This is a genomic window from Streptomonospora halophila (assembly GCF_039542725.1).
GTDB classification, from domain to species: domain Bacteria; phylum Actinomycetota; class Actinomycetes; order Streptosporangiales; family Streptosporangiaceae; genus Streptomonospora; species Streptomonospora halophila.
In genome coordinates this window covers 265,827-286,555 of record NZ_BAABIK010000002.1, presented here as the reverse complement: position 1 = coordinate 286,555, position 20,729 = coordinate 265,827, and the positions used below count along the sequence as shown (strand labels likewise).

The window sequence follows — 20,729 nt, the reverse complement described above, 5'->3', positions numbered from 1 at the left end:
CGACGCTGACCGACCATTCCCGGACCCCTTCTTCCTTCTACCCCCTCTTCCGGAACACCTGCGCGGAAAACCGGATACGCGGCGTGCGGACCGCGGTCCGCTCTGTTCTCGGCGGCCGCGGCGCCCGCGGCGACCGCTCCCTGCTCGGGGCCCCCGACCGACCCCCGCACCCGCCGGCCCGCTTCGGCCGGCGGTACACCCCCCATCGGAGGAGACTTGCGAGCCAACCGAAGGAGAACGGCGGCCGCCACGAGTGCGCTGCTCGCCGGCGTACTGTGCGCCGTCCCGGCGGCGGCGCCCGCATCGGCCGCGACCGAGTACGGCATCGACGTCGACACCGCAGCCGCCGGCCCGCAGATCAGCGACCGGATGTACGGCATCTTCCTGGAGGACATCAACCACGCCGCCGACGGCGGCCTGTATGCCGAGCTCGTGCAGAACCGCTCGTTCGAATACAGCACCGCCGACAACGAGAACTACACCCCGATGACCTCCTGGGAGGAGGTCGCCACCGGAAACGCCGCAGGAAACGCGAAAGTCGTGAACGACGACGGCCGGCTGCACGAGCGGAACCGCAACTACCTGCGGCTCGCGCTTCCCGCGGACGGCGGCGAATACGGCGTGGTGAACAGCGGGTATTCCACCGGAATCACCGTCTCCGAAGGAAAGAGGTACGACTTCTCCGTGTGGGCCAAGGCCCCCGGAAAGGGTGCGACACCGCTGAGGGTCCGGCTCCGCGACGCGCAGGGCGAGCCGCTGGCCGAGCCGCTCACGCTCGACGCCGACGAGCGCGGCTGGGCCCGCTACTCCGGAACGCTGACCGCCTCCTCCTCCAGCACCACCGGCCGGCTCGCCGTCACCGGAAGCGGCGGCGGGTCGCTCAGCCTGGACATGGTCTCGCTGTTCCCGCGCGACACCTTCAAGGGCCGCGAGAACGGCCTGCGCGAGGACATCGCGCAGAGGATCGCCGCACTCGACCCCGGCTTCGTTCGCTTCCCCGGGGGCTGTTTGGTCAACACCGGCAGCCACGAGGCCTACGAGGGGCCCGACTGGCCGCGGGAGCGGTCCTACCAGTGGAAGGACACCGTCGGCCCGGTCGAGGAGCGCGCCGCCAACCACAACTTCTGGGGCTACAACCAGTCCTACGGCCTGGGGTACTACGAGTACTTCCAGTTCGCCGAGGACCTCGGCGCGATGCCGCTGCCGGTCGTGCCGGCCATGGTCACCGGCTGCGGCGAGAACCGGGCCACCGACGCCCCGGAGCTGCTGCAGCGCCACATCCAGGACACCCTGGACCTGATCGAGTTCGCCAACGGGCCCGCCGACTCCGCGTGGGGCTCGCTGCGCGCCGAGATGGGACACCCCGAGCCCTTCGGCCTGACCCACGTGCAGGTCGGCAACGAGGAGAACCTGCCCGACGCCTTCTTCGAGCGGTTCGCGAAGTTCCGCGGGGCGATCGAGGCCGAGTACCCCGGAATCACGGTGATCGGCAACTCCGGACCGGCCTCGGGCGGCACCGTCTTCGAGCGGGCCTGGGAGCTGAACCGGCAGCACGACGTGGAGCTGGTCGACGAGCACTACTACAACTCGCCCGAGTGGTTCCTGTCCAACAACGAGCGCTACGACTCCTACGACCGCGAAGGCCCCGAGGTCTACCTGGGCGAGTTCGCCTCGCAGGGCAACCGGTTCTCCAACGCCCTGGCCGAGGCCGCCTACATGACCGGGCTGGAGCGCAACGCCGACGTGGTCGAGATGGCCTCCTACGCCCCGCTGCTGGCGGCCGCGTGGGACACCCAGTGGACCCCCGACATGATCTGGTTCGACAACAGCACCGCGTGGGGCTCGGCCAACTACGAGGTGCAGCGGCTGTTCTCCGCCAACACCGGCGACAGCGTGGTGCCCAGCACCGCGACCGGCACACCCGGCGCCGCCGGCCCGATCACCGGCGCCGTGGGGCTGTCCACCTGGAACACCAGTGCCGAGTACGACGACGTCAGGGTGACCTCCGCCGAGGGCGAGACGCTGCTCAGCGACGACTTCTCGTCCGGCGCGGACCGGTGGACCCACATCACCGGCGCCGGGACCTGGGCCGTCGAGAACGGCGCCTACGTCCAGACCGAGACGACCGGCGAGAACACGATGGTCACCGCAGGGGACTCCGGCTGGACGGACTACGACCTGGAGGTGACCGCGACCAAGCGCGAGGGCGCCGAGGGCTTCCTCATCGGGTTCGGCGTGCGGGGCACCGACGACTACTACTGGTGGAACCTCGGCGGGTGGAACAACACCCAGTCCGCGGTCGAGCGCACCTCCGGCGGCGCGAAGAGCCTGGTCGTCTCCGACGACACCACCATCGAGGCCGGGCGCGCCTACGACATCCGCGTCGAGGTGCGCGGGCGCGACGCCACCCTCTACCTCGACGGTGAGAAGTGGGGCGGCTTCACCGCGCCGACACCGGAACCGTTCCGCCAGGTCGTCACCCGCGACGAGCGGACCGGCGAGCTGATCGTCAAGGTCGTCAACGCACAGGGCGAGGCGGCCCGCAGCTCGATCGACCTGGGCGGCGCCCGGGTGGAGCCGACCGCCGAGCTGACCGTCCTCTCGGCCGACCCGGCCGCGGAGAACACGGCGGACGACCGCCCCGTCAGCCCGGAGACCTCCACGATCGAGGGAGCGGACTCCTCGTTCGTCCACACCTTCCCGGCGCACTCGGTCACCGTCATGCGCCTCACGCCGCAGGACTGATCCCCGTGAACCCCGCCCGCCGGGCACCGGGCAGGAGCCGGTGCCCGGCGGGCGGCCTGCGTTCGCCCGGGTGGCCCCGCCGCGGGGACGCCTCGGCACCGCCGGGAACGGAGGCCCGGACAGCAGCCGCCCCGGCAGCGGTGGGGGCGTCTACGCGCCGCCGCTTCGGCTGCGCCGTTCCGCCATCGCCTCGACGCCGGACATGAGCAGGTCGAGGCCGAAGGCGTAATGGGAGTCCGGGTCGTCGCACGCGCTCAAGGGGGCGGCGGCCTCCACGAGGCGCGGGTAGCGCGCGGGCGGAAGCGACTCCAGGAAGCCGCGGACGCGCCGGCGCTCGTCCGTCTCGCCGGGCTCGTCGGGGGCAGCCCCTTCGCGCGCCCGCACGACGAGGTCGGTGACGGTGCTCAGCGCGTGCCGGGCGACCTGTGTCGCCTCGGTGGGCGAGAACCCCGCCTCCCTGAGGTCGCCGAGCATCGCCTCGGTGGTGCGCAGGCCGCTTTCGGAGGTCGTTCTGCGGCTCGCCACGAGGGGAGCGGCGCGGGGGTGGGTGCGCAGCACGGCGACCATGGACTCCAGCAGCGCCCGCAGCCGCGGCCGCCACGCGCCGGCGGGCCGCCGCACCTCCGCGTCGATCTTCTCGTGCAGCCGGTCGGCCATGCCGTCCAGCAGCTCGTCCTTGCTGCGGAAGTGCCAGTAGAGCGCCATCGGCGTGACGCCGAGCTCCTGCGCCAGCCGGCGGATCGTGACGGCCTCAAGCCCCGCCGAATCGGCGAGCGCGAGCGCCCCCTCGGCGACCGCGCCCGGGGTGAGGGTCGCCCTGTCCGCTGCGTCCGTGCGCCTGCGCTGAGCCATCGATTGACGATCGTACAGCGTACAGTCTAGCCTCCGTATCGTACTAAGTACATGTACAGTGTTCCAAGAGGGGGAGGCGGGTATGGCGGCGAGCCTGAAGAGGTGGTTCTACCGCGGCGGGCGGCCCAACCGCGCGGCGCGCGCCATCGACCGGTGGACGGGGAGGCTTTACGCGCTCGGTATCGCCCCGAACCGCCTGGTCGTCCTTGAGGTGGCCGGGAGGCGCACGGGCCGGACCGTCGCGACGCCGCTCGTCATGGCCGTGGTCGGCGGCGAGCGCCACCTGGTGTCGATGCTCGGCGAGGGGTCGAACTGGGTGCGCAACGTGCGAGCGGCGGGCGGTGCCGCGGTGCTGCGCCACGGCCGCCGGGAGGAGGTGTGCCTCGACGAGGTCGCGCCCGAGCACCGCGCCGCGGTGCTGCGGGCCTACCTGAAGCGGGCGCCCAACGCCCGCGTGCACGTGCCGGTCGCGGCCGATGCGCCGGAGGCGGAGTTCGCGCGGGTGGCGCCCCTGTTCCCGGTGTTCCGCGCAACCCCCGCCGCGCCGCCGCCCCACGACCCGGAGCCCACTCCCGGCACACGCTGAGCCTCGCCCGGCCGGCGGCCCCCGCTGCGCAGTGGGGCCCGGCCGTGCTCGGGAAGCCGAACCCGGTGCGGCCCCCGGGGCTCCGGGGTGCGGGACCGCCGCGAACCGGTGAACCCACGCACGCCACGGGTCCTGCCGCCGGCTCAGCCCTGCGGGGTAGGTAGGTGGACGCGTTCGCCGGACGTGCCGAAGACGCCGGGGACCGCGACGGGTCCGCGTCCTGTTGCGCCGAATCCGTGCGGGATCCGGCGGTCGGCCCCGGTCGCTTCGTCGGCGCCCACGACGAAGCCATGGTCGCCGGGTTTCACACCGAGCCGCCCCTCGCAGGATGTCGCGCCATTGCTCGCCTTGTGTTCGCACGTGCGCACCCTCATCGCGGTCCGGAACGGCCATCGTGAGGCGATGTCCGCCCTGCCGGCGCGACAGGCGACCGGGCCGGTGCGGCCCGCGGCGAACCGGCGGGCGAGCGCCGCGCCGGCCTCCGAGGGCGCCGCCGCGCGAAGGAGCCGGGGTCAGTGGCGCCGGCGCAGCTCCGCGGCCGCCGCGGTGAGGGAGCGGAGCTTGCCCAGGGCCGACTCGCGCGGCAGGTACTTCATGCCGCAGTCGGGGGCGAGCACGAGCCGCTCCGGTGACACGTGGTCCAGGGCCCGTTCGGCGCGCTCGACCACGGTCCGGGGTGGTTCCACCTCCGGGGTCGACAGGTCGAGGACCCCGAGGACGACGGTCTTGTCCGGCAGCCGCCGCAGCACGGAGCAGTCCAGCCCGGACTGGGCGGTCTCGATCGAGACCTGGTCCACCGGGCAGTCGGCGAGTTCGGGAAGGAAGGAGTAGGCCTCGGGGCGCTCGTGGATGATCGCCGCGTAGCCGAAGCAGATGTGCACCGCCGTGGTGCCCGGGGCGCCGCGCAGCGCCCGGTCGAGCGCCTCGATGCCGTACTCCCGCGCCGCCTCGGCGCGCGCCTGCAGGTAGGGCTCGTCGAGCTGGACGATGTCGGCCCCGGCGGCGAACGCCTCGTGCAGCTCCTCGTTGACCGCCGCGGCGTAGTCCATCGCCATGGCGCGGGTGTCGGCGTAGTGGTCGTTCTGTGCCTGCTGGGCCATCGTGAACGGGCCCGGGACGGTGATCTTGATGTTTCGGTCGGTGAGTCCGCGCAGGTAGGCGGTGTCCTGCGCGGCCCGTCCCGCGCCCCGGCGGATCGGCCCCACCACCCGCGGCACGGAGGTGGGTTCGCCGCTGCGGTCCAGCGCTGTGCCGGGTCGGTCCACGTCCACTCCCGCCAGCAGGGTCGCGAAGTGGTTGGAGTAGCTTTCGCGCCGCACCTCGCCGTCGGTGACGATGTCCAGTCCCGCGGCGTGCTGGTCGTGCACGGCGAGCACGGTCGCGTCGCGGAAGGCCTCCTCGCGCAGGTCCTCGTCGACGCGCCACAGCTCGCGCGCCCGCACCCGCGGCGGGAACCGCCCTTTCAGCTTGTCGCGGTCGATCAGCCAGTCCGGCTGCGGGTAGCTCCCGACCAGCGAGGCGGGAAACAGCACGGCGCTCTCCCTCCGACGGCGCAGGCCCCGGAGCCGTCCCGCTCGGTCGATCCGGTCGGTCGATCGGGCGGGCGCCCCGCGCGACCGGGCACCCTGAGCCTAGGCAACCCGGGACCGCCGCACAACGGGTCTGCACGGCCCGCGTCGGCTACACCGCCGCCCCCCGGTCCGCGCTCGCGCGGTGCTCCCGCTCGGCGGCCTCGGGGGCAAGGCGGCCTTCGTGCAGGTGGAGGCGGTGGTCGGCCCTGCGCGCGGCCTGCGGGTCGTGGGTGGCGTGCAGGACGGTCACCCCGTCGGAGCACAGGTCCTCCACGATGGCGGGTATCGCCTCCTGGGTCGCCGCGTCCAGGCTGGTGGCGGGCTCGTCGAGGAGCAGCAGGTCGGAGCGCTGCGCCAGTCCCTGGGCGAGCAGGGTGCGCTGCCGCTGGCCGCCCGAGAGGGAGCCCAGCGGACGCGCCGCCGGGTCGGCGATGCCCAGCCGCTCCATGCAGTCCGCGACGATCGCCCGGTCCGCTGCGGTGAGCCGCCGCCACAGGCCCCGGTGCGCCCACCGCCCCATGGCCACGGCCTCCCGCACGGTCACGGGCAGGGAGTCGGGGACCGCGCTGTGCTGCACCACCAGGGCCGGCCGCTCGGTGTGGAATCGCTCGACCGCGCCGGAGGCGGGGGCGTGCACCCCCGCGACGACGCCCAGCAGCGTCGACTTGCCCGACCCGTTGGCTCCCAGCAGCGCCGTCACGCGGCGCGCCGGCACGGCGGCGGTCACCTCCCGGAGGACGGTGGTGGGGCCGTAAGCGGCGCAGACCGCGCGCAGCGCGACGGCGGCGTGTGTGCTGTGCTGCACGTTGCCTCCCTATTGACATTGATAATCATTTTCATTGTACGGTCGTCGCATGGACTGGTTGACCGAACCGTTCGCGGTGTCATTCGTCGCACGGGCGCTGCTGGCGGGACTCCTGGTCGCGAGCGCCTGCGCGCTCGCCGGGACCTGGGTGGTGCTGCGCGGCATGGCGTTCCTCGGCGACGCGATGTCGCACGGCATGCTGCCCGGGGTGGCGCTGGCCTCCCTGCTGGGCGTCAGCCTGTTCCTCGGCGCCGCGGCCAGCGCCGCCGCGATGGCCCTGGGCGTCGCCGCCGTGACCCGCTGGTCCCGGATATCCCAGGACACCGGGATCGGACTGCTGTTCGTCGGGATGCTCTCCCTCGGCGTGATCATCGTGTCCTACTCGCAGTCCTTCGCGGTCGACCTCACCGGGTTCCTCTTCGGCGACGTGCTGGCGGCGCGCCCCCGCGACCTCCTCGTGCTCGCCCTGGCGGCGGCCGCCGCCGCGGCGGTCTCCCTGCTGGGCCACCGCGCCTTCGTCGCCCTGGCGTTCGACCCCCGCAAGGCCCGGACACTGGGCCTGCGCCCGCGCCTGGCCCATGCGGCGACGCTCGGCCTGGTCACCCTCGCGATCGTGGCGTCCTTCCACGTCGTGGGCACGCTGCTGGTCTTCGGACTGCTGATCGCGCCTCCCGCGGCGATGGCGCTGTGGGCGCGGCGGATCCCCGTGGTGATGCTCGGCGCCGCCCTCATCGGATCGGCGGCGACCTTCGCCGGCCTGCTCGTCTCCTGGCACCTGGGAACCGCGGCCGGCGCGACCATCGCGGCGGTCGCCGTGGTCGTGTTCTTCCTCTCCGCCCTGGCGGCGCGCCTGCGCGACCTGCGTCCCGGAGCCGCGCCGCCCCCCTCCGGCCCGCCCCCTGAGCAGCCCCCCGAACCGGCAGGTCCCCGAACCATCCCCGAACAGGAGTACGAGTGCACACGATGATGGGAAGCAGAGCCGGAGCGGCCCTGGCCCTGGCCGCCGGCGGGCTCATGGCCGCGGGATGCGGCGCGGGCGCGGCCGAACCGTCCGGCGGGGAGGAGTCCGCGCCGCACGGCCACGTCGAGGGCGCCCGCGAGGCCGCGGAGCCGCAGTGGCGGCTGGTCCTGGCCGACACCGCAGCCGGCTCCCTGCACACCCTCGACCCCGCGACCAAGAAGGCCGCCCGGGTCGGCGAGGCGGCGGGAGCCGAGGAGGCCGCGACCGACGGCCGCTTCGCCTACTTCTCCTCCGGCGGCTCGACCACCGTCCTGGACAGCGGGGCCTGGACCGTCGACCACGGCGACCACGTGCACTACTACACCGCCGAGCCCGCGGTCCTCGGCGAGGTCGCGACCGGCGGCGGCCTGCGGGCCGCGGCGGACAAGGCCGTCAGCGCCCTCGTCTCCGGCGCCGGGATCCGCTTCCTCGACCGCGCGGCCTTGGCGGACGGCGAGATCGTGCGCACCGCCGCCGACCTCGGCGGCGCGGCGGCCCTGCCCTACGGCGAGCGGCTGGTGGTGGCCGGCCGGGACGGCTCCGTGCGCGTCTTCGACCGCTCCGGCGCCTCCGCCGCGGCCGCAATCGCCGAGGACTGCCCCGACCCGCGCGGCCAGGCGGTCACCCGGCGCGGCGCGGTCATCGGCTGCTCCGACGGCGCCCTGGTCGTGACCGGCGAGGGCGGCTCCCTGAAGGCCGAGAAGATCGCCTACCCCGACGAGGGGGCCGACCCCGTCCGCTCGTTCCACCACCGACCGGGAGCCCCGGTGCTCGCGGGGGCGGCGGGCGACGACGGCGTGTGGGTGCTCGACGTCGCGGCGGGGGAGTGGACCCTGCTCGACACCGGCCCCGCCGCCGCCGTGAGCGCGGCGGGCGAGCAGATGCCGCTCCTGGTCCTGGGCGAGGACGGGCGGCTGAGCGCCTACGACCCCGCGACCGGCGAGAGGACCGCGCAAAACCGCCTCATGGACGCCGAGACCGCGGGCGCCTCCCCGGCTCCGTCCCTCACGGTCGACACCGCCCGCGCCTACGTCAACGACCCCGCGGCCGACGCGGTCTACGAGGTCGACTACAACGACGACCTGCGCCTGGCGCGCACCTTCGACCTCGCGTTCAGCCCCGACCTGATGGTGGAGACGGGATGGTGAGCGCGACGCCCGCGAAGCCGCGGCTCCCGGTCCCAGCGCGCGCGGGCCGGCGGCACCGGACCCGCCGCCCCGCACGGCGCGCGGCCGCCGTGCTGCCGACGCTGCTGCTCGTGCTCGCACCGGCCGCCCTCTCCGGGTGCGCGGCGTTCGGCGCGCAGCGCTCCGGCATCGTCGTCACCACCAACATCCTCGGCGACGTCGTGCGCAACGTCGTCGGCGACCAGGCCGAGGTCACCGTCCTGATGGGCCCCAACGCCGATCCGCACTCCTTCGGCGTCTCCGCGCGGCAGGCCGCCGAGCTCCAGGACGCCGAGCTCGTCGTCTACAACGGCCTCGGCTTGGAGGAGGGCGTGCTGCGCAACGTCGAGGCGGCCGAGGAGGCGGGCGCCTCGTCCCTCGCCGTCGCCGAGGGGGTCGACCCGATCGACTTCTCCGGCGGCGACACCGCCGGCGAGCCCGACCCGCACTTCTGGACCGACCCGGTCCGCGTCGAGAGGGCTGCCGGCCTCATCGCCGACGAGGTGGTCGGCAGCGTCGACGGCGTCGACGCCGATGCGGTGCGCGCCAACGCCGAGGACTACCGCGGGCGGGTGGACCGGCTGCACGAGCGGGCGAAGGAGCGTTTCTCAAAGATCCCGCCGGAGCGGCGCAAGCTCGTCACCGACCACCACGTCTTCGGCTACCTGGCCCAGCGGTACGGCTTCGAGGTCGTCGGCGCGGTCGTCCCCAGCGGCACCACGCTGGCCTCGCCGAGCAGCTCCGATCTGAAGTCCCTGGCCGACGCGGTCCGCGCGGCCGGCGTGCCCGCGGTCTTCGCCGACTCCTCCAGACCCGACCGCCTGGCCCGGGTGATGGCCGATGAGGCCGGAGTCGACGTCGCGGTGGTGCCGCTGTACTCCGAGTCCCTCACCGCCGAGGGCGGAGGAGCCGCGACCTACCTGCAGATGGCGCGCAGCAACACCGACGACATCGCCGACGCCCTCACCGGCTGAGCGGGCCCGCAGCCGCTCGGACCCCGGCGACTCCGCCCCCGCACCCCCGCACGAAAGGGCGGCCCCAGCGGCCCCCGTCCCCTAAGAGAAACGGAAGGCACCCATGCGAGACGAACTCCGCCGACCGCGACGGCGCCGATCACGCGCCGCGCTGTCGGTACCGGCCGCCGTGGCGGCCCTCGGCCTGGCCGCGACCGCGTGCGGCCAGGCCGCAGGCCCGGACGGCGGCGCCGAGGAGGCCGCCAACACGGCCGCGAAGGTGGACGACGCCCTCGTCGCCACCTACGACGGCGGCGTCTACGTGATCGACGGCACGACGCTGGAGGTCGTCGAGGACCTCCGGCTGGACGGGTTCAACCGGCTCAACCCGGCGGGCGACGGGCGGCACGTGCTCGTGTCGACGTCATCGGGCTTCCGCGTCCTCGACGCCGCGGGCGCCGAGCTGACCGACGCCGAGTTCGAGGCGTCCAAGCCCGGCCACGTCGTGCGCCACGCCGGGAAGACGGTCCTGTTCGCCGACGGCTCCGGCGAGGTCACCTCCTTCGACCCCGGCGAGCTGGGGGAGGGGCTGCCCGAGGCCGAGACCCACACCACCGAGCACGCCCACCACGGGGTCGCGGTCGCGCTGGAGGGCGGCGGCCTGGCGACGACCATCGGGGACGAGGAGGAGCGCACCGGCGTCCGCATCCTCGACGCCGACGGCGAGGAGACCGCCCGCAACGAGAGGTGCCCCGGTGTGCACGGCGAGGCGACCGCCCGCGGCGGGGCCCTGCTGTTCGGCTGCGAGGACGGGGCGCTGGTCTACTCCGGCGGCGGGTTCACCAAGATCGACAGCCCGGACGGCTACGGCCGCATCGGAAACCAGGCCGGGCACGAGGACTCCCGCTACGTGCTGGGCGACTACAAGACCGACCCCGAAGCCGAGCTGGAGCGCCCCGAGCGGGTGTCCGTCCTCGACACCGCCGAGCACACGCTGGAGCTCGTCGACCTGGGCACCAGCTACAGCTTCCGCTCCCTGGGCCGGGGGCCCGGCGGCGAGGCGCTGGTCCTGGGCACCGACGGCGCGGTCCACGTGATCGAGCCCGCGGCCGCCGAGGTCACCGACTCCTTCCCGGTCATCGGGGAGTGGCGGGAGCCCCTGGAGTGGCAGCAGCCGCGCCCCACACTGTTCGTGCGCGGCGCCACGGCCTACGTGACCGACCCGGGTGAGAAGCGGCTCTACGCCGTCGACCTCGGATCCGGGCAGGTGCGCACGGAGGCCGCACTGCCGGAGGCCCCCAACGAGATCACCGGCGTCTGAGGGCCGGGCGGCCGCGCGGGCGCGCTCCGCCCGCGCCCCGGCGCCCCGCGCCGGCTGCACCGCAGGCCCGGGCACCGAGCCGGGCCTGCGGCTCCGCGCGTTCCTCCACCCCTCCACGTCCGCGTCCAGCCTGGCGCAGCGCCCTCGCCGACCCTTCGTCGAGCATGCGCCGCGCCGCCGGAGACGCGCGCGGCCCCTGGCATCTCACCGGCACCGGCGACTCCAGGGTGCACGCCGGCGCCGAGGACGCCCGCACGCTCCGGCGGCTCATGCCGCACCGGCTTCACCGCGGGCGCGGAGTGATCCGCGTGCGGACGAACCCCGATCTTCCAGCACCGGCCCGGCCGCCTGGCGGCCGGCCGAGCTGTGGTCGCCACGCGCGCGAGCCGTCGTGCAGACCGCCTCGACCGGTTGCCGCATCTATCGAGTTTCGATAGGTTATTATCGTCATTCGATTGAAGGAGGGGTGATGGGAAAACTGACGGTGCTTGCGCTGCGCGCCGTGCTCGCAGCGCTGCTCGCGGGCTCGGTCTTCTTCGAGGCGGTGATGGTGCCGCTGCTGGCCGCCGATCTGCAGGGGCTCGCTGCGGAGTACGCCTACCTGCGGATACCGCTCCTGGTGATCGTGGTCCTGGGGGCCGTGTCGGTCCAGGTCGTCCTGGTCTGCGTGTGGCGGCTGGTGACGATGGTCCGGCGCGGAACGGTCTTCTCCGACTCCGCATTCCGCTACGTGCACGTCGTGATCGGCGCGTTCGTCGCGGCCGCCCTGCTGGTCTTCACGCTCGGGTTCCTGCTGGCGCCGGGCGAGGCCGTGGCCCCGGGCGTCGTCCTGCTGCTGGGCGGGTTGGGCGTGGCGATCCTGGGCGTGGCCCTCATCGTGCTCGTGCTGCGGATGCTGCTCGCCCAGGCCATCGCACGCGACGTCGAGGCCGATCGGATGCGGGCCGAGCTCGACGAGGTGATCTGATGCCGATCGTCGTCGACATCGACGTGCTGCTGGCCAAGCGGAAGATGTCCGTGGGCGAGCTGGCGGAGCGCGTCGGGATCACGCCCGCCAACCTGGCGGTACTCAAGAACGGCCGGGCCAAGGCGGTGCGCTTCGCGACGCTCGCCGCGCTCTGCGAGGCGCTGGAGTGCCAGCCCGGGGACCTGCTGCGCTGGGAGGCCGGCCCTCCCGCCGACGCCGGCGGCACGCCCGCCGCCAACGCCGCCAACGCCCCCGATGCCGCGGACGCGATGGACGCGTGAGGCGCTCCGCCTGCGCCGCGGCGCACCCGCACCCTGCGCCGCGGCGCAGGCGGAGCGCCGGAGCCAAGCGGGCGTCCGCCTGGCTCCGGACCCGGTCAGATGCCGGCCGGGTCCTCCTGGACCGCCACCGAGAGCGCGGTGTCGCGGTGGGCGTCCAGCTCGGCCAGGCGCGCCGTGAGCGAGGCCCGTACGTGGGCGTAGGTGTCGCTGCCCAGCGGCAGCCGCAGCGGCGCGGTCTCGCCGTCGGCCGAGTCGATCATGGCCTGGGCGATCCGCTCCGGGTCGTTGGGGAGCCGGAAGGTGCCCTCCGCCAGCGCCCGGCGCGTGTCGCCCGCGGGCCCCGCGTCGTACTCCGGCATCACCGGCGCCGTGGCCAGGGCGCCGCCGAACCCGGTGGGGGTGGCTCCCGGCTCGACGATGGTGAGGCCGATGCCGAAGGGCGCGATCTCCTGCGCGACGGTCTCGCAGAAGCCCTCGATGCCCCACTTCGAGGCGTGGTAGTAGGAGAAGTTCGGGTAGGTCGTCTGCCCGCCGGACGTGGAGACCTGGAGGATGCGTCCGTGCCCCTGCCTGCGCAGGTGCGGCAGCGCGGCGCGGATCACCCGGACGGAGCCGAGCAGGTTGGTCTCGACGACGCGGCGGATCTGCTCGTCGGAGGCCTCCTCCACCGACGCGAAGACGCCGTGGCCCGCGTTGTTGACGACGACGTCGACCGTGCCGAGGGCCGCGAACGCCTCGTCGACGGCCTGCTGGACCTGGTGCCGGTCCTCGACGTCGAGCCGGGCGCTCCACAACCGGTCGCCGTACTCGGCCCGCAGGTCCTGCACTGCCTCCGGCCTGCGGGCGGTCGCGGCGACCCGGTCGCCGCGGGCGAGCAGCCGCTCGGTGAGCAGGCGCCCGAACCCGGAGGAGGTACCCGTGATGAACCATGTCTTCGTCACGTTGCGTCCCTTCGATCGCTGTACCGGTGACGCTACGAATTCGAGTCGACTCGAAGTCAACCGCGTAGGCTGGCGGCATGGCCGTCACCGAGGAGACGCTCAGCATCGGGACCGTGAGCGCCCGCACCGGACTGTCCGCGCACACGCTCCGCTTCTACGAGCAGGAGGGCCTGTTCGTCGATCCGGTCCGCCGCGACAGCGCGGGGCGCCGGATGTTCACCCATCGCGAGGTGGAGTGGCTGCGGGTCTGCGTCAGACTGCGCGAGACCGGCATGTCCCTGCCCGACATCCGGCGCTACGTCGAGCTGGTCCGGCAGGGGCCGGGCACCGAACAGGAGCGGTTCGCGCTGCTGCGCGGCCACGAGGCGAAGGTCCGCCGCCAGGTGGCGCAGCTGCAGGAGTCCCTCGGCGTCATCGAGGCCAAGGTCGCGACCTACGCGCGCCACCTGGAACAGGGAACGGCCGACGGGCTGTGGCGCGAGGGCCCCGAGTGCGACTGACCGGCGCACAGCGCGGCCGGACCGCCTGCGGCTGAGCCCGGCTCCGGCGCCGCGTCCAGACCGCACGGCTCCGCCTGCCGGCGGACCCGCCGAGCGGGGGCGGGGCCCGACCGGTCCCCGCCCCCTCCGCCGTCACTCGCGAGCGGGCTCCGGCCGCTCGCCGGACGCGGAGCGCTCGTCGCGCCCGTGCTTCCCAGGCGAAGCGGGGGCCGCGGCCCCGGCCTCGTCGCCGTCCGCGCTCTCCGCGCCTTCGTGCCCGTCCGTCTCGTCGGCGCCCAGTGCGCCCTCCCGGTCCCGGCCGCGGAAGTGCCCGGTCTCCAGCACCAGGGACGCGAGCACGCCGCCGACCAGCGCCCAGAACGGCGCGGAGATCCCGAACGCGGTCACCCCGCTCATCGCGATGACCAGCGCGAAGAAGGCGCCGATCTGGAACCGTCCGCCGGAGAACGCCCGCTGCAGGGCGCTCACCAGCACCGTCACCATCGCGAGGCCCGCCACAGCCGAGATCAGCTGGGACGGCAGCGCGGTGACCAGGCCGACGGCCGCCCCGGCCAGCACGCCGAACGCCGCGAAGAGCACCCCGTTGACCACCGCCGCGGTGTAGCGGCCCGCGCGCGGGCCGCTGCCCGGCGCCGCGCAGATGGCGGTCATCGGTCCGGCGATGTTGGCGCTGTGGGCGCCGAAGGGTGAGGCCAGCAGCCCGAAGACGCCGCTGGCGATCGTCATCGCGTTCATCGGCGGGCGGTACCTCTCGGTGATCAGCACGCCGATGGCCTGGGCGTTCTCCGCACCGACGATGAGGACCGCCAGCGGCACCGAGACCGCCAGCACCGCTCCGGCGTCGAACCCGGGCACCACCGGCTGCGGCGCCGTCAGCGCCACCTCCGTCGCGGGCGCGCCGAACGCGCCCGTGGCGGCGGCCGCTGCGGCTCCGCAGACCAGGGCGCCGAGCACGCCCGGCACGCGGGGCAGAAAGCGGGTCGAGACGAGGAAGCCCGCCACGGCCGCCGCCACGATCCACGGCGCCTCCCGGCCGGCGTCGAGCACCCCGACCGCGAAGTTGATCAGCGCGCCGGCGATCATCGCCATGATGATGGGCAGCGGCAGCCACGACATCACCCGCCGGACGGCGCCGCTGAGGCCCAGGACCAGCACCAGCAGCGCGGCCACCACGTAGGCTCCGGCCATCTCCGCGAACGAGTGGCTGCCGAGCGCGCCCACGGCCAGCACCGCGCCGGGGATGCTGTAGGCGCCCACGACCGGCTGGCGGTAATACGTCGCCAGGACCAGGCTGATCAGGCCGCCGAACACGTACACGCCGAAGATCCACGTCGCCGTCTGCTCGGGGCTGAGCCCGTTGGCGGACGCGCCGTCGATGATGATCAGGGCCGGCCCGGTGCAGCCGAAGATCGCGGCCACCAGGGCGCTGCCGGCGGAGGCCACCGACAGGTTGCGCACGAACGCCCGCGGTCCGCGCGGGCCGGGGGGTGCCGGCTCCACGATGCGCCGGCGTGCTGCGGGGCGCTGCGGCGCGCCCGTTGCGGGGGGAGTCATCGCCTTCCTCCTTCCTCGCCGCGCCCGGTGATGCGCGCGAAGAACGCGCGGACCCGCCGGCGCAGCGCATGGGCCATCAGGCCCAGGGCACTGGGCGCCGCCCCCGGACGGACCGGGGCGGCGCCGGCGGCCGCGGCCTGTTCGAGCGACTCGGCGAACTGCTCGAACATGCGGCGGCTTATGTCACCGGCCAGCGCACGCCCGAACTGGGCGATGCGGCCGGTGAGATAGACGTCGGCGGCGGCGCGCAGAGTCAGCCCGCCGTCGGCGCGGTCGAGGGTCAGCACCACGTCGCCCTGGGTGCGGGCGCCGCCGGTGTCCTGGCCTTGGGCGACGACGTGCACGCGGCCGCGCTCGCGGTCGCGTTCGAGCACGTGCGCGACGCCGGTGAAGGAGAGCTTGACGGGGCCGACCGCCACCCGGGCGCGCCCTGCGTAGCGGTCGGGCCCCAGCTCCTCGGTGAGCTCGGCGCCCGGCAGGCAGCGCGCGAGGGTCCGCACGTCGTCGAGCACCCGCCACAGCCGGTCCTCGTCCACCGCCAGCTCGCTGGTGAGGTCGACGGTGACCGTCGGCTCGGCGTCGGGCAGCCGGATGGCGACGTCCTCCGCGCCCGCCTCGGCGGCCGGGACCCGCTCGCCCCCGGCGCCGGCCGGCGCACCGGCGCCCGGGCCGCCGCGCCCGGTCAGCACGCGCTTGGCGCAGTTGCCCGGAGCCGGCGGCCCGCCGGGGTAGGCGCGCGCCGTCTCGGCGACCGCGGTGACGATGTTGCGGTAGCCCGTGCAGCGGCAGAGGACGCCGGACAGCTGCTCGGGCAGGTCCTCCTCGGCGACGGCGGGCTCGTGGGAGAGCAGGTCGTAGGAGCTCATCAGGAACCCCGGAGTGCAGAACCCGCACTGCAGCGCGTGGTTGCGGCCGAAGGCCGCCTGCAGCGGGTGCAGGTCGTCGGGGCGGCCCAGCCCTTCGACCGTGACGACCTCCGCGCCGTCGAGCTGGCAGGCCAGCAGCAGGCAGGCGCGCGCGGCGTCCCCGTCGACCAGTACCGTGCACATCCCGCATACCCCGTGCTCGCAGCCGGTGTGGGTGCCGGTCAGCCCCAGCCGCTCGCGCAGCGCGTCCAGCAGGGTCAGGCGGGCGGGCACGTGCAGCTCGACGGGCGTGCCGTTGACGGTCATGGCGACGTCGACGCCGTCGTGCGCCGCCGCGCGCACCGGGCGCGGCCCGGCCGCCTCGCGGCCGCCCGCGCCGGGCCGGGACTCGGCGCTACTCATGTGCTCACCTCCGCTGTGCCGCGCTCGGCGCGGCGGTAGGCCCGGACCAGTTCGCGGGCGGCCAGAGTGGCGAAGAGGCGCTTGCGGTAGCCCGGCGAGCCGTGGGCGTCGCCCGCGGTGTCGACCACCTCCTCGGCGAGTTGGGCCAGGGGCGCGGACAGCCGCGCCGCGGCCTCGGCCGCGCCGCCCCCGCCGGGGTCGGCGGTCGCGAGCAGCGCGGCGGCGTCGCGCGTGACCGGCCGGTCGGAGACCCCGAACGCGGTGACCGACGCCCGGGCGACTCCGGCGCCGCCGCCGGTGCTCGACCGGGAGACGTGCACGGCGACCCCGGCCAGCGCGAAGTCGCCGTGCCTGCGGGCGACCTCGGCGAAGCCGAAACCGTCGCCGGGCGCCGCGCGCGGCAGCCGTACCGAGCGCACCACCTCGGCGGGCCCCAGCGCCGTGGTCATGGCGCCGGTGAAGAAGTCGCGGGCGGGCACGTCGCGGTCGCCGGCGGGGCCGGCGAGGGTCAGCACGCCGTCCAAACAGCACGCCACAGCGGGCAGCTCGGCGGCGGGGTCGGCGTGGGCGAGGCTGCCGCACACCGTGCCCCGGCTGCGCAGCTCACGGTGGCCCACCCACGGCAGCGCCATGCCCAGCAGCGGGACGCCCGCGCCGCCCGGCTCCCGCTCCAGCCGGCGCTGGCGCGCCGTCGCGCCGATGCGCAGGGCCCCGTCCTCCTCGCGGACGTCGGCGAGCTCGGCGATCGCGTTGACGTCGACGAGCGTCTCGGGCCGGGCCAGCCGCATCGCCAGGACCGGCATCAGCGACTGCCCGCCGGCGATGACCTTGCCGCCGCCGTCGGCGGCGGCAAGCTCGGCCACCGCGTCCTCGACCCGCGCGGGGCGGACGTAGTCGAACGGAGCCGGCTTCATGGCCGCCGATCACCTTCCCTGGAACTCGGGGGAGCGCTTCTCGCGGAACGCGGCCACCCCTTCGGCGAAGTCGCGGCTGGAGCGCAGCATCGCGTAGGCCTTGCGCTCCAGTTCGATGCCGCTGTACAGCGGGGCGTCCACGCCCTTGTCCAGCACCTCCTTGGCGGTGCGGGCCGCCAGCGGCGAGAACCCCAGCAGCGTGGCCACCAGCTCCTCGGTGGCCGTGCCAAGCCCGTCGGCATCGGGCAGCAGCCGGGCCACCAGACCCCAGTCGGCCGCCTCGCGGCCGGTGATGCGCTCGGCGGTGAGAACGTGGTACTTCGCGCGGGAGAGCCCGATCAGCCGGGCCAGCCGCTGGGTGCCGCCCGAGCCCGGGATCATGCCCAGGCGCATCTCCGGCAGCGCGAACCGGCTGCGCTCGGTCGCCAGCCGGATGTCGCAGGACAGCGCGAGCTCCAGCCCGACACCGAAGCAGTAGCCGTCGACCGCGCACACCACGGGCTTGGCGCTGCGTGCGGGCGCGGTGACGTTGTGGCCGAGGTCGGTGAAGTCGACGGGGTCGACCTCCATGAACCCGGCGATGTCGCCGCCCGAGGAGAAGTGCTCCCCCTCGGCCTGGACGACGACGGCCTGGACCCGGTCGTCGGCGTCGATCTCGGCGAAGCGGTCGGCCATGACCTGGCGGGTCTCCCAGGTGATGATGTTGTAGGGCCCGTGGTCCAGGGTCAGGTAGGCAACGCGGCCGTCGTGGCCGTGGTGCAGCCGGATCTCGCCTCCGGTGAGCGGCATTGCGGTTCTCCACTTCTGCGGTTTCTTCGGTGTCGCGGCGCCGGGCCGGTTCGGCGGCCGACGGTGGTCCGCGGCGGGGGCGGTGCGGTCTCGGCGGGCGGCGCTTAGGGCGCGTCCTCCAGCAGCCGGTGCACCACGTCGCCGTGCAGCGGCAGCGAGTCGATCCGCACGCCGTGCGGCGACAGCGCGTCGGCCACGGCGTTGGCTACGGCGGCGGGCAGGCTCATGCTGCTGCCCTCGCCGCAGCCCTTGGCGCCCAGCCGCGTCAGCGGCGACGGGGTCTGCATGTGGTCGCTGTGCAGCCGGTAGCCGGCCTCGGCGCTGGTGGGGCACAGGTAGTCCATGAAGGTGGCCGCCGTGGGCTGGCCGGAGGCGGAGTAGCGCAGCTCCTCGTAGAGCGCGCCGCCCAGGCCGTGGGCGAGGGCGCCGTGCACCTGCCCCTCCAGCAGGACCGGGTCGAGCACGGTCCCGGCGTCGTGCACCGTGTAGACGTCGGTCAGCTCGATCCGCCGGGTGTCGGGGTCGATGCGCACCACCGCGAGCTCGGCGACGAACCCGTAGCACAGGCTGGAGTTGATCCGGTCGTCGCGGCCCGCCGCCTTGGACTCGGGCGGGGTGAACGCCGCCTCCTCATACAGCCGGGCCGAGACCCCCTCCGGCAGCGCACCGGGGTCCCAGTGCACCAGGCCGGCGGCGTGGCGGAACTCGACGGCGTCGTCGGGGGCCTCGCGCAGGCGCACCCGGCCCCCGGCCAGCTCCACCTCGCCGGGTTCGGCCTCCAGCAGCACCGCGCCGGCCGCGCGCACCGTGGCCGCGAGGCGTTCGGCGGCCTCGACCAGGGCGCTGGTGAGCAGCGGCGCGAAGCGCGACGAGTAGCTGCCGGAGCTGACCGTCCAGGGCGTGGTCGCGGTGTCCATCTCCACGATCGGCCGCACCTGGTCCAGAGGCAGCCCCAACTGGTCGGCGACCACCTTGCGGGCGACCGTCGCGTGCCCCTGCCCCTGGGGCACGGTGCCCAGCAGCACCGAGACGGTCCCGTTCACGTCGACGCTGACGCGCACGTGCTCGGTCGAGCCGGACTTGCCGCGCCCCCGCTGCTCGGCGGGCGTGGCCAGGCCCACGTAGCCGATGTTGGTGGCCGAGGGGTCGACGACGGCGGCCATGCCCAGGCCCAGGTACTCGCCGTTCTCCCGCGCCTGGCGGCGGCGCTCGCACAGCGCCTCGTAGTCGGCGTTCTTCAGCAGCAGCTCGAAGGCGCCGGGATAGTCGCCGGAGTCGTAGACCCCGCCGGAGGGGGTGGCGTAGGGGAAGGCGTCGGCGGGCACGAGGTTGCGGCGCCGCATCTCCGCCGGGTCCAGGCCCAGCTGCGCCGCGGTCTCGTCCACCAGCCGCTCCAGGCCGAAGTACAGCTGCTGGCCGCCGAACCCCCGGTTCAGGCCGGTGGGGGTCTTGTTGGTGACCACGGCGCGGGAGCGCAGGTGCACCGCCTCGATGCCGTAGGCGCCGGTGATGTTGCCGAAGCAGCGGTAGAGGGTGCTGGGCTCGGGCGGGCGCAGGTAGGCGCCCACGTTGTCGACGAGGTCGACGCGCAGCGCGCGGATGCGCGCCTGGGAGTCGACCGCCGCCTCGAAGACCATCGACCGGTCCGAGCCGGCCGAGGAGGCCAGCAGGTGCTCGACGCGGTCCTCGGTCCAGCGCACCGGATGCCCGGCGTGCCTGCTGGCCAGCGCCAGTAGCGCCACGTAGGGATAGATGCCCGCCTTGATGCCGAAGCTGCCCCCGTTGTCCGGGGGCACGACGAGCCGCACGCGGGAGGCCGGGACGCCGATCGCGCCCGCCAGCACCGGGACCATGGAGAAGGGGCCGTGGAAGTTCGCCCAGGCGGTGACGGAGGGCCCGTCGGCCTCGTCGCGCCACTCGGCGACGACCGAGTAGCACTCCATCGGGGTCGAGGAGTAGCGGGGGAAGGAGTACTCGCCCCGCACCACGTGCTCGGCGCGGTCGAACTCGCCGTCGACGTCGCCGAAGTCGAACGTGCGGTCGGTGGCGACGTTGGTGCCGGCCGCCTCGTGCAGCAGGGGCGCGTCGCCGTCCATCGCGGCGCGGACGTCCACGACGGCGGGCAGCGGCTCGTAGTCGATCCGGACCAGCTCCCCGGCGTCCTCGGCGGTGTAGCGGTCGGCGGCCACCACGACGGCGACGGGCTCGCCCACGAACCGGACCTTGTCCGTGCCGGCGGGGTAGTAGTCCATCGGTGTCTTCACCGACAGCGGGAACGGCCGCAGCGCCTCGGCCACCTCCTCGGGGCCCACCACCGCGGCCACGCCCGGGTGGGCGCGCGCCCGGCTCAGGTCGACGCCGCGGATGCGCGCGTGCGGGTGGTCGCTGCGGACCACGGTCGCGGTGAGCGTGCCCGGCAGCGGGTCGAGGTCGTCGAGGAAGCGGCCCCGTCCGCACAGCAGTGCGGGGTCCTCGACGCGCGCGGTCTGCTGGTCGGGTGTCTGCGACGGCACGGG

At 74.6% G+C, this 20,729-nt stretch carries 18 protein-coding genes; 9 read left to right on the top strand and 9 right to left on the bottom strand.

What is annotated here, in order from left to right; genetic code table 11:
- Window positions 1-216: 216 nt before the first annotated feature.
- The gene (locus ABEA15_RS03475) at window positions 217-2,745 is read left to right on the top strand and encodes an alpha-L-arabinofuranosidase C-terminal domain-containing protein (RefSeq protein WP_345555445.1); all 2,529 of its coding nucleotides are present in this window, start codon (window positions 217-219) and stop codon (window positions 2,743-2,745) included.
- A 150-nt stretch (window positions 2,746-2,895) separates the two neighbouring features.
- Here the strand turns inward: ABEA15_RS03475 and ABEA15_RS03470 are convergent, their stop codons facing one another.
- Window positions 2,896-3,597, bottom strand: a complete 702-nt coding sequence (locus ABEA15_RS03470; RefSeq protein WP_345555444.1) for a TetR/AcrR family transcriptional regulator C-terminal domain-containing protein — start codon at window positions 3,595-3,597, stop codon at window positions 2,896-2,898.
- Window positions 3,598-3,679: 82 nt separating this feature from the next.
- Here ABEA15_RS03470 and ABEA15_RS03465 point away from each other — a divergent pair, with 82 nt between their 5' ends.
- A complete protein-coding gene (locus ABEA15_RS03465) occupies window positions 3,680-4,183 on the top strand; it encodes a nitroreductase/quinone reductase family protein (RefSeq protein ID WP_344147741.1) in 504 nt (167 codons plus the stop codon).
- 512 nt (window positions 4,184-4,695) lie between these two features.
- Here ABEA15_RS03465 and ABEA15_RS03460 read toward each other — a convergent pair.
- Both ABEA15_RS03460 and aztA read right to left on the bottom strand, forming a co-directional pair.
- A complete protein-coding gene (locus tag ABEA15_RS03460) occupies window positions 4,696-5,715 on the bottom strand; it encodes a uroporphyrinogen decarboxylase family protein (RefSeq protein WP_345555443.1) in 1,020 nt (339 codons plus the stop codon).
- A gap of 148 nt (window positions 5,716-5,863) precedes the next feature.
- Window positions 5,864-6,559, bottom strand: a complete 696-nt coding sequence (gene aztA, locus ABEA15_RS03455; RefSeq protein WP_425579351.1) for a zinc ABC transporter ATP-binding protein AztA — start codon at window positions 6,557-6,559, stop codon at window positions 5,864-5,866.
- A gap of 49 nt (window positions 6,560-6,608) precedes the next feature.
- On the opposite strand from aztA, the gene aztB reads away from it, so the two are divergent.
- The 6 genes from aztB to ABEA15_RS03425 all read left to right on the top strand — a co-directional run bounded on the left by aztB (window position 6,609) and on the right by ABEA15_RS03425 (window position 12,247).
- Complete coding sequence (gene aztB, locus ABEA15_RS03450; protein WP_345555442.1) at window positions 6,609-7,526, top strand: zinc ABC transporter permease AztB; 918 nt, start codon at window positions 6,609-6,611, stop codon at window positions 7,524-7,526.
- Complete coding sequence (locus ABEA15_RS03445; protein ID WP_345555463.1) at window positions 7,523-8,707, top strand: hypothetical protein; 1,185 nt, start codon at window positions 7,523-7,525, stop codon at window positions 8,705-8,707. Before aztB ends, ABEA15_RS03445 begins: the two co-directional genes overlap by 4 nt.
- Before the next feature lie 89 nt (window positions 8,708-8,796).
- Window positions 8,797-9,699 (top strand): zinc ABC transporter substrate-binding protein AztC, encoded by a 903-nt coding sequence (gene aztC, locus ABEA15_RS03440; protein ID WP_345555441.1) that lies wholly within the window; start codon window positions 8,797-8,799, stop codon window positions 9,697-9,699.
- 103 nt (window positions 9,700-9,802) lie between these two features.
- Window positions 9,803-10,999 carry a zinc metallochaperone AztD gene (gene aztD, locus ABEA15_RS03435; protein WP_345555440.1) on the top strand — a complete coding sequence of 399 codons (1,197 nt, stop codon included), beginning with the start codon at window positions 9,803-9,805 and terminating at the stop codon, window positions 10,997-10,999.
- Between the two features lie 469 nt (window positions 11,000-11,468).
- Window positions 11,469-11,966 carry a DUF2975 domain-containing protein gene (locus tag ABEA15_RS03430; protein ID WP_344147756.1) on the top strand — a complete coding sequence of 166 codons (498 nt, stop codon included), beginning with the start codon at window positions 11,469-11,471 and terminating at the stop codon, window positions 11,964-11,966.
- Complete coding sequence (locus tag ABEA15_RS03425) at window positions 11,966-12,247, top strand: helix-turn-helix domain-containing protein (protein WP_344147759.1); 282 nt, start codon at window positions 11,966-11,968, stop codon at window positions 12,245-12,247. The genes ABEA15_RS03430 and ABEA15_RS03425 overlap by 1 nt, the downstream gene beginning before the upstream one ends.
- Before the next feature lie 95 nt (window positions 12,248-12,342).
- On the opposite strand, the gene ABEA15_RS03420 is transcribed toward ABEA15_RS03425, so the two are convergent.
- Window positions 12,343-13,188: an SDR family oxidoreductase gene (locus ABEA15_RS03420; protein WP_344147762.1), complete on the bottom strand. Its 846-nt coding sequence runs from the start codon at window positions 13,186-13,188 to the stop codon at window positions 12,343-12,345.
- A gap of 77 nt (window positions 13,189-13,265) precedes the next feature.
- On the opposite strand from ABEA15_RS03420, the gene ABEA15_RS03415 reads away from it, so the two are divergent.
- Window positions 13,266-13,688: a MerR family transcriptional regulator gene (locus tag ABEA15_RS03415; protein ID WP_345555439.1), complete on the top strand. Its 423-nt coding sequence runs from the start codon at window positions 13,266-13,268 to the stop codon at window positions 13,686-13,688.
- A 132-nt stretch (window positions 13,689-13,820) separates the two neighbouring features.
- Here ABEA15_RS03415 and ABEA15_RS03410 read toward each other — a convergent pair whose 3' ends face one another.
- The 5 genes from ABEA15_RS03410 to ABEA15_RS03390 all read right to left on the bottom strand — a co-directional run bounded on the left by ABEA15_RS03410 (window position 13,821) and on the right by ABEA15_RS03390 (window position 20,726).
- Window positions 13,821-15,242: a benzoate/H(+) symporter BenE family transporter gene (locus ABEA15_RS03410; protein ID WP_345555438.1), complete on the bottom strand. Its 1,422-nt coding sequence runs from the start codon at window positions 15,240-15,242 to the stop codon at window positions 13,821-13,823.
- Entirely contained in the window at window positions 15,239-16,510 is a 1,272-nt protein-coding gene (locus tag ABEA15_RS03405) for a 2Fe-2S iron-sulfur cluster-binding protein (protein WP_345555437.1), read from the bottom strand. Before ABEA15_RS03405 ends, ABEA15_RS03410 begins: the two co-directional genes overlap by 4 nt.
- Entirely contained in the window at window positions 16,507-17,424 is a 918-nt protein-coding gene (locus ABEA15_RS03400) for an FAD binding domain-containing protein (protein ID WP_345555436.1), read from the bottom strand. The genes ABEA15_RS03405 and ABEA15_RS03400 overlap by 4 nt, the downstream gene beginning before the upstream one ends.
- A 9-nt stretch (window positions 17,425-17,433) precedes the next feature.
- A complete protein-coding gene (locus ABEA15_RS03395; RefSeq protein WP_345555435.1) occupies window positions 17,434-18,213 on the bottom strand; it encodes an enoyl-CoA hydratase/isomerase family protein in 780 nt (259 codons plus the stop codon).
- 104 nt (window positions 18,214-18,317) lie between these two features.
- A complete protein-coding gene (locus tag ABEA15_RS03390) occupies window positions 18,318-20,726 on the bottom strand; it encodes a xanthine dehydrogenase family protein molybdopterin-binding subunit (protein WP_345555434.1) in 2,409 nt (802 codons plus the stop codon).
- Between the last annotated feature and the right edge of the window lie 3 nt (window positions 20,727-20,729).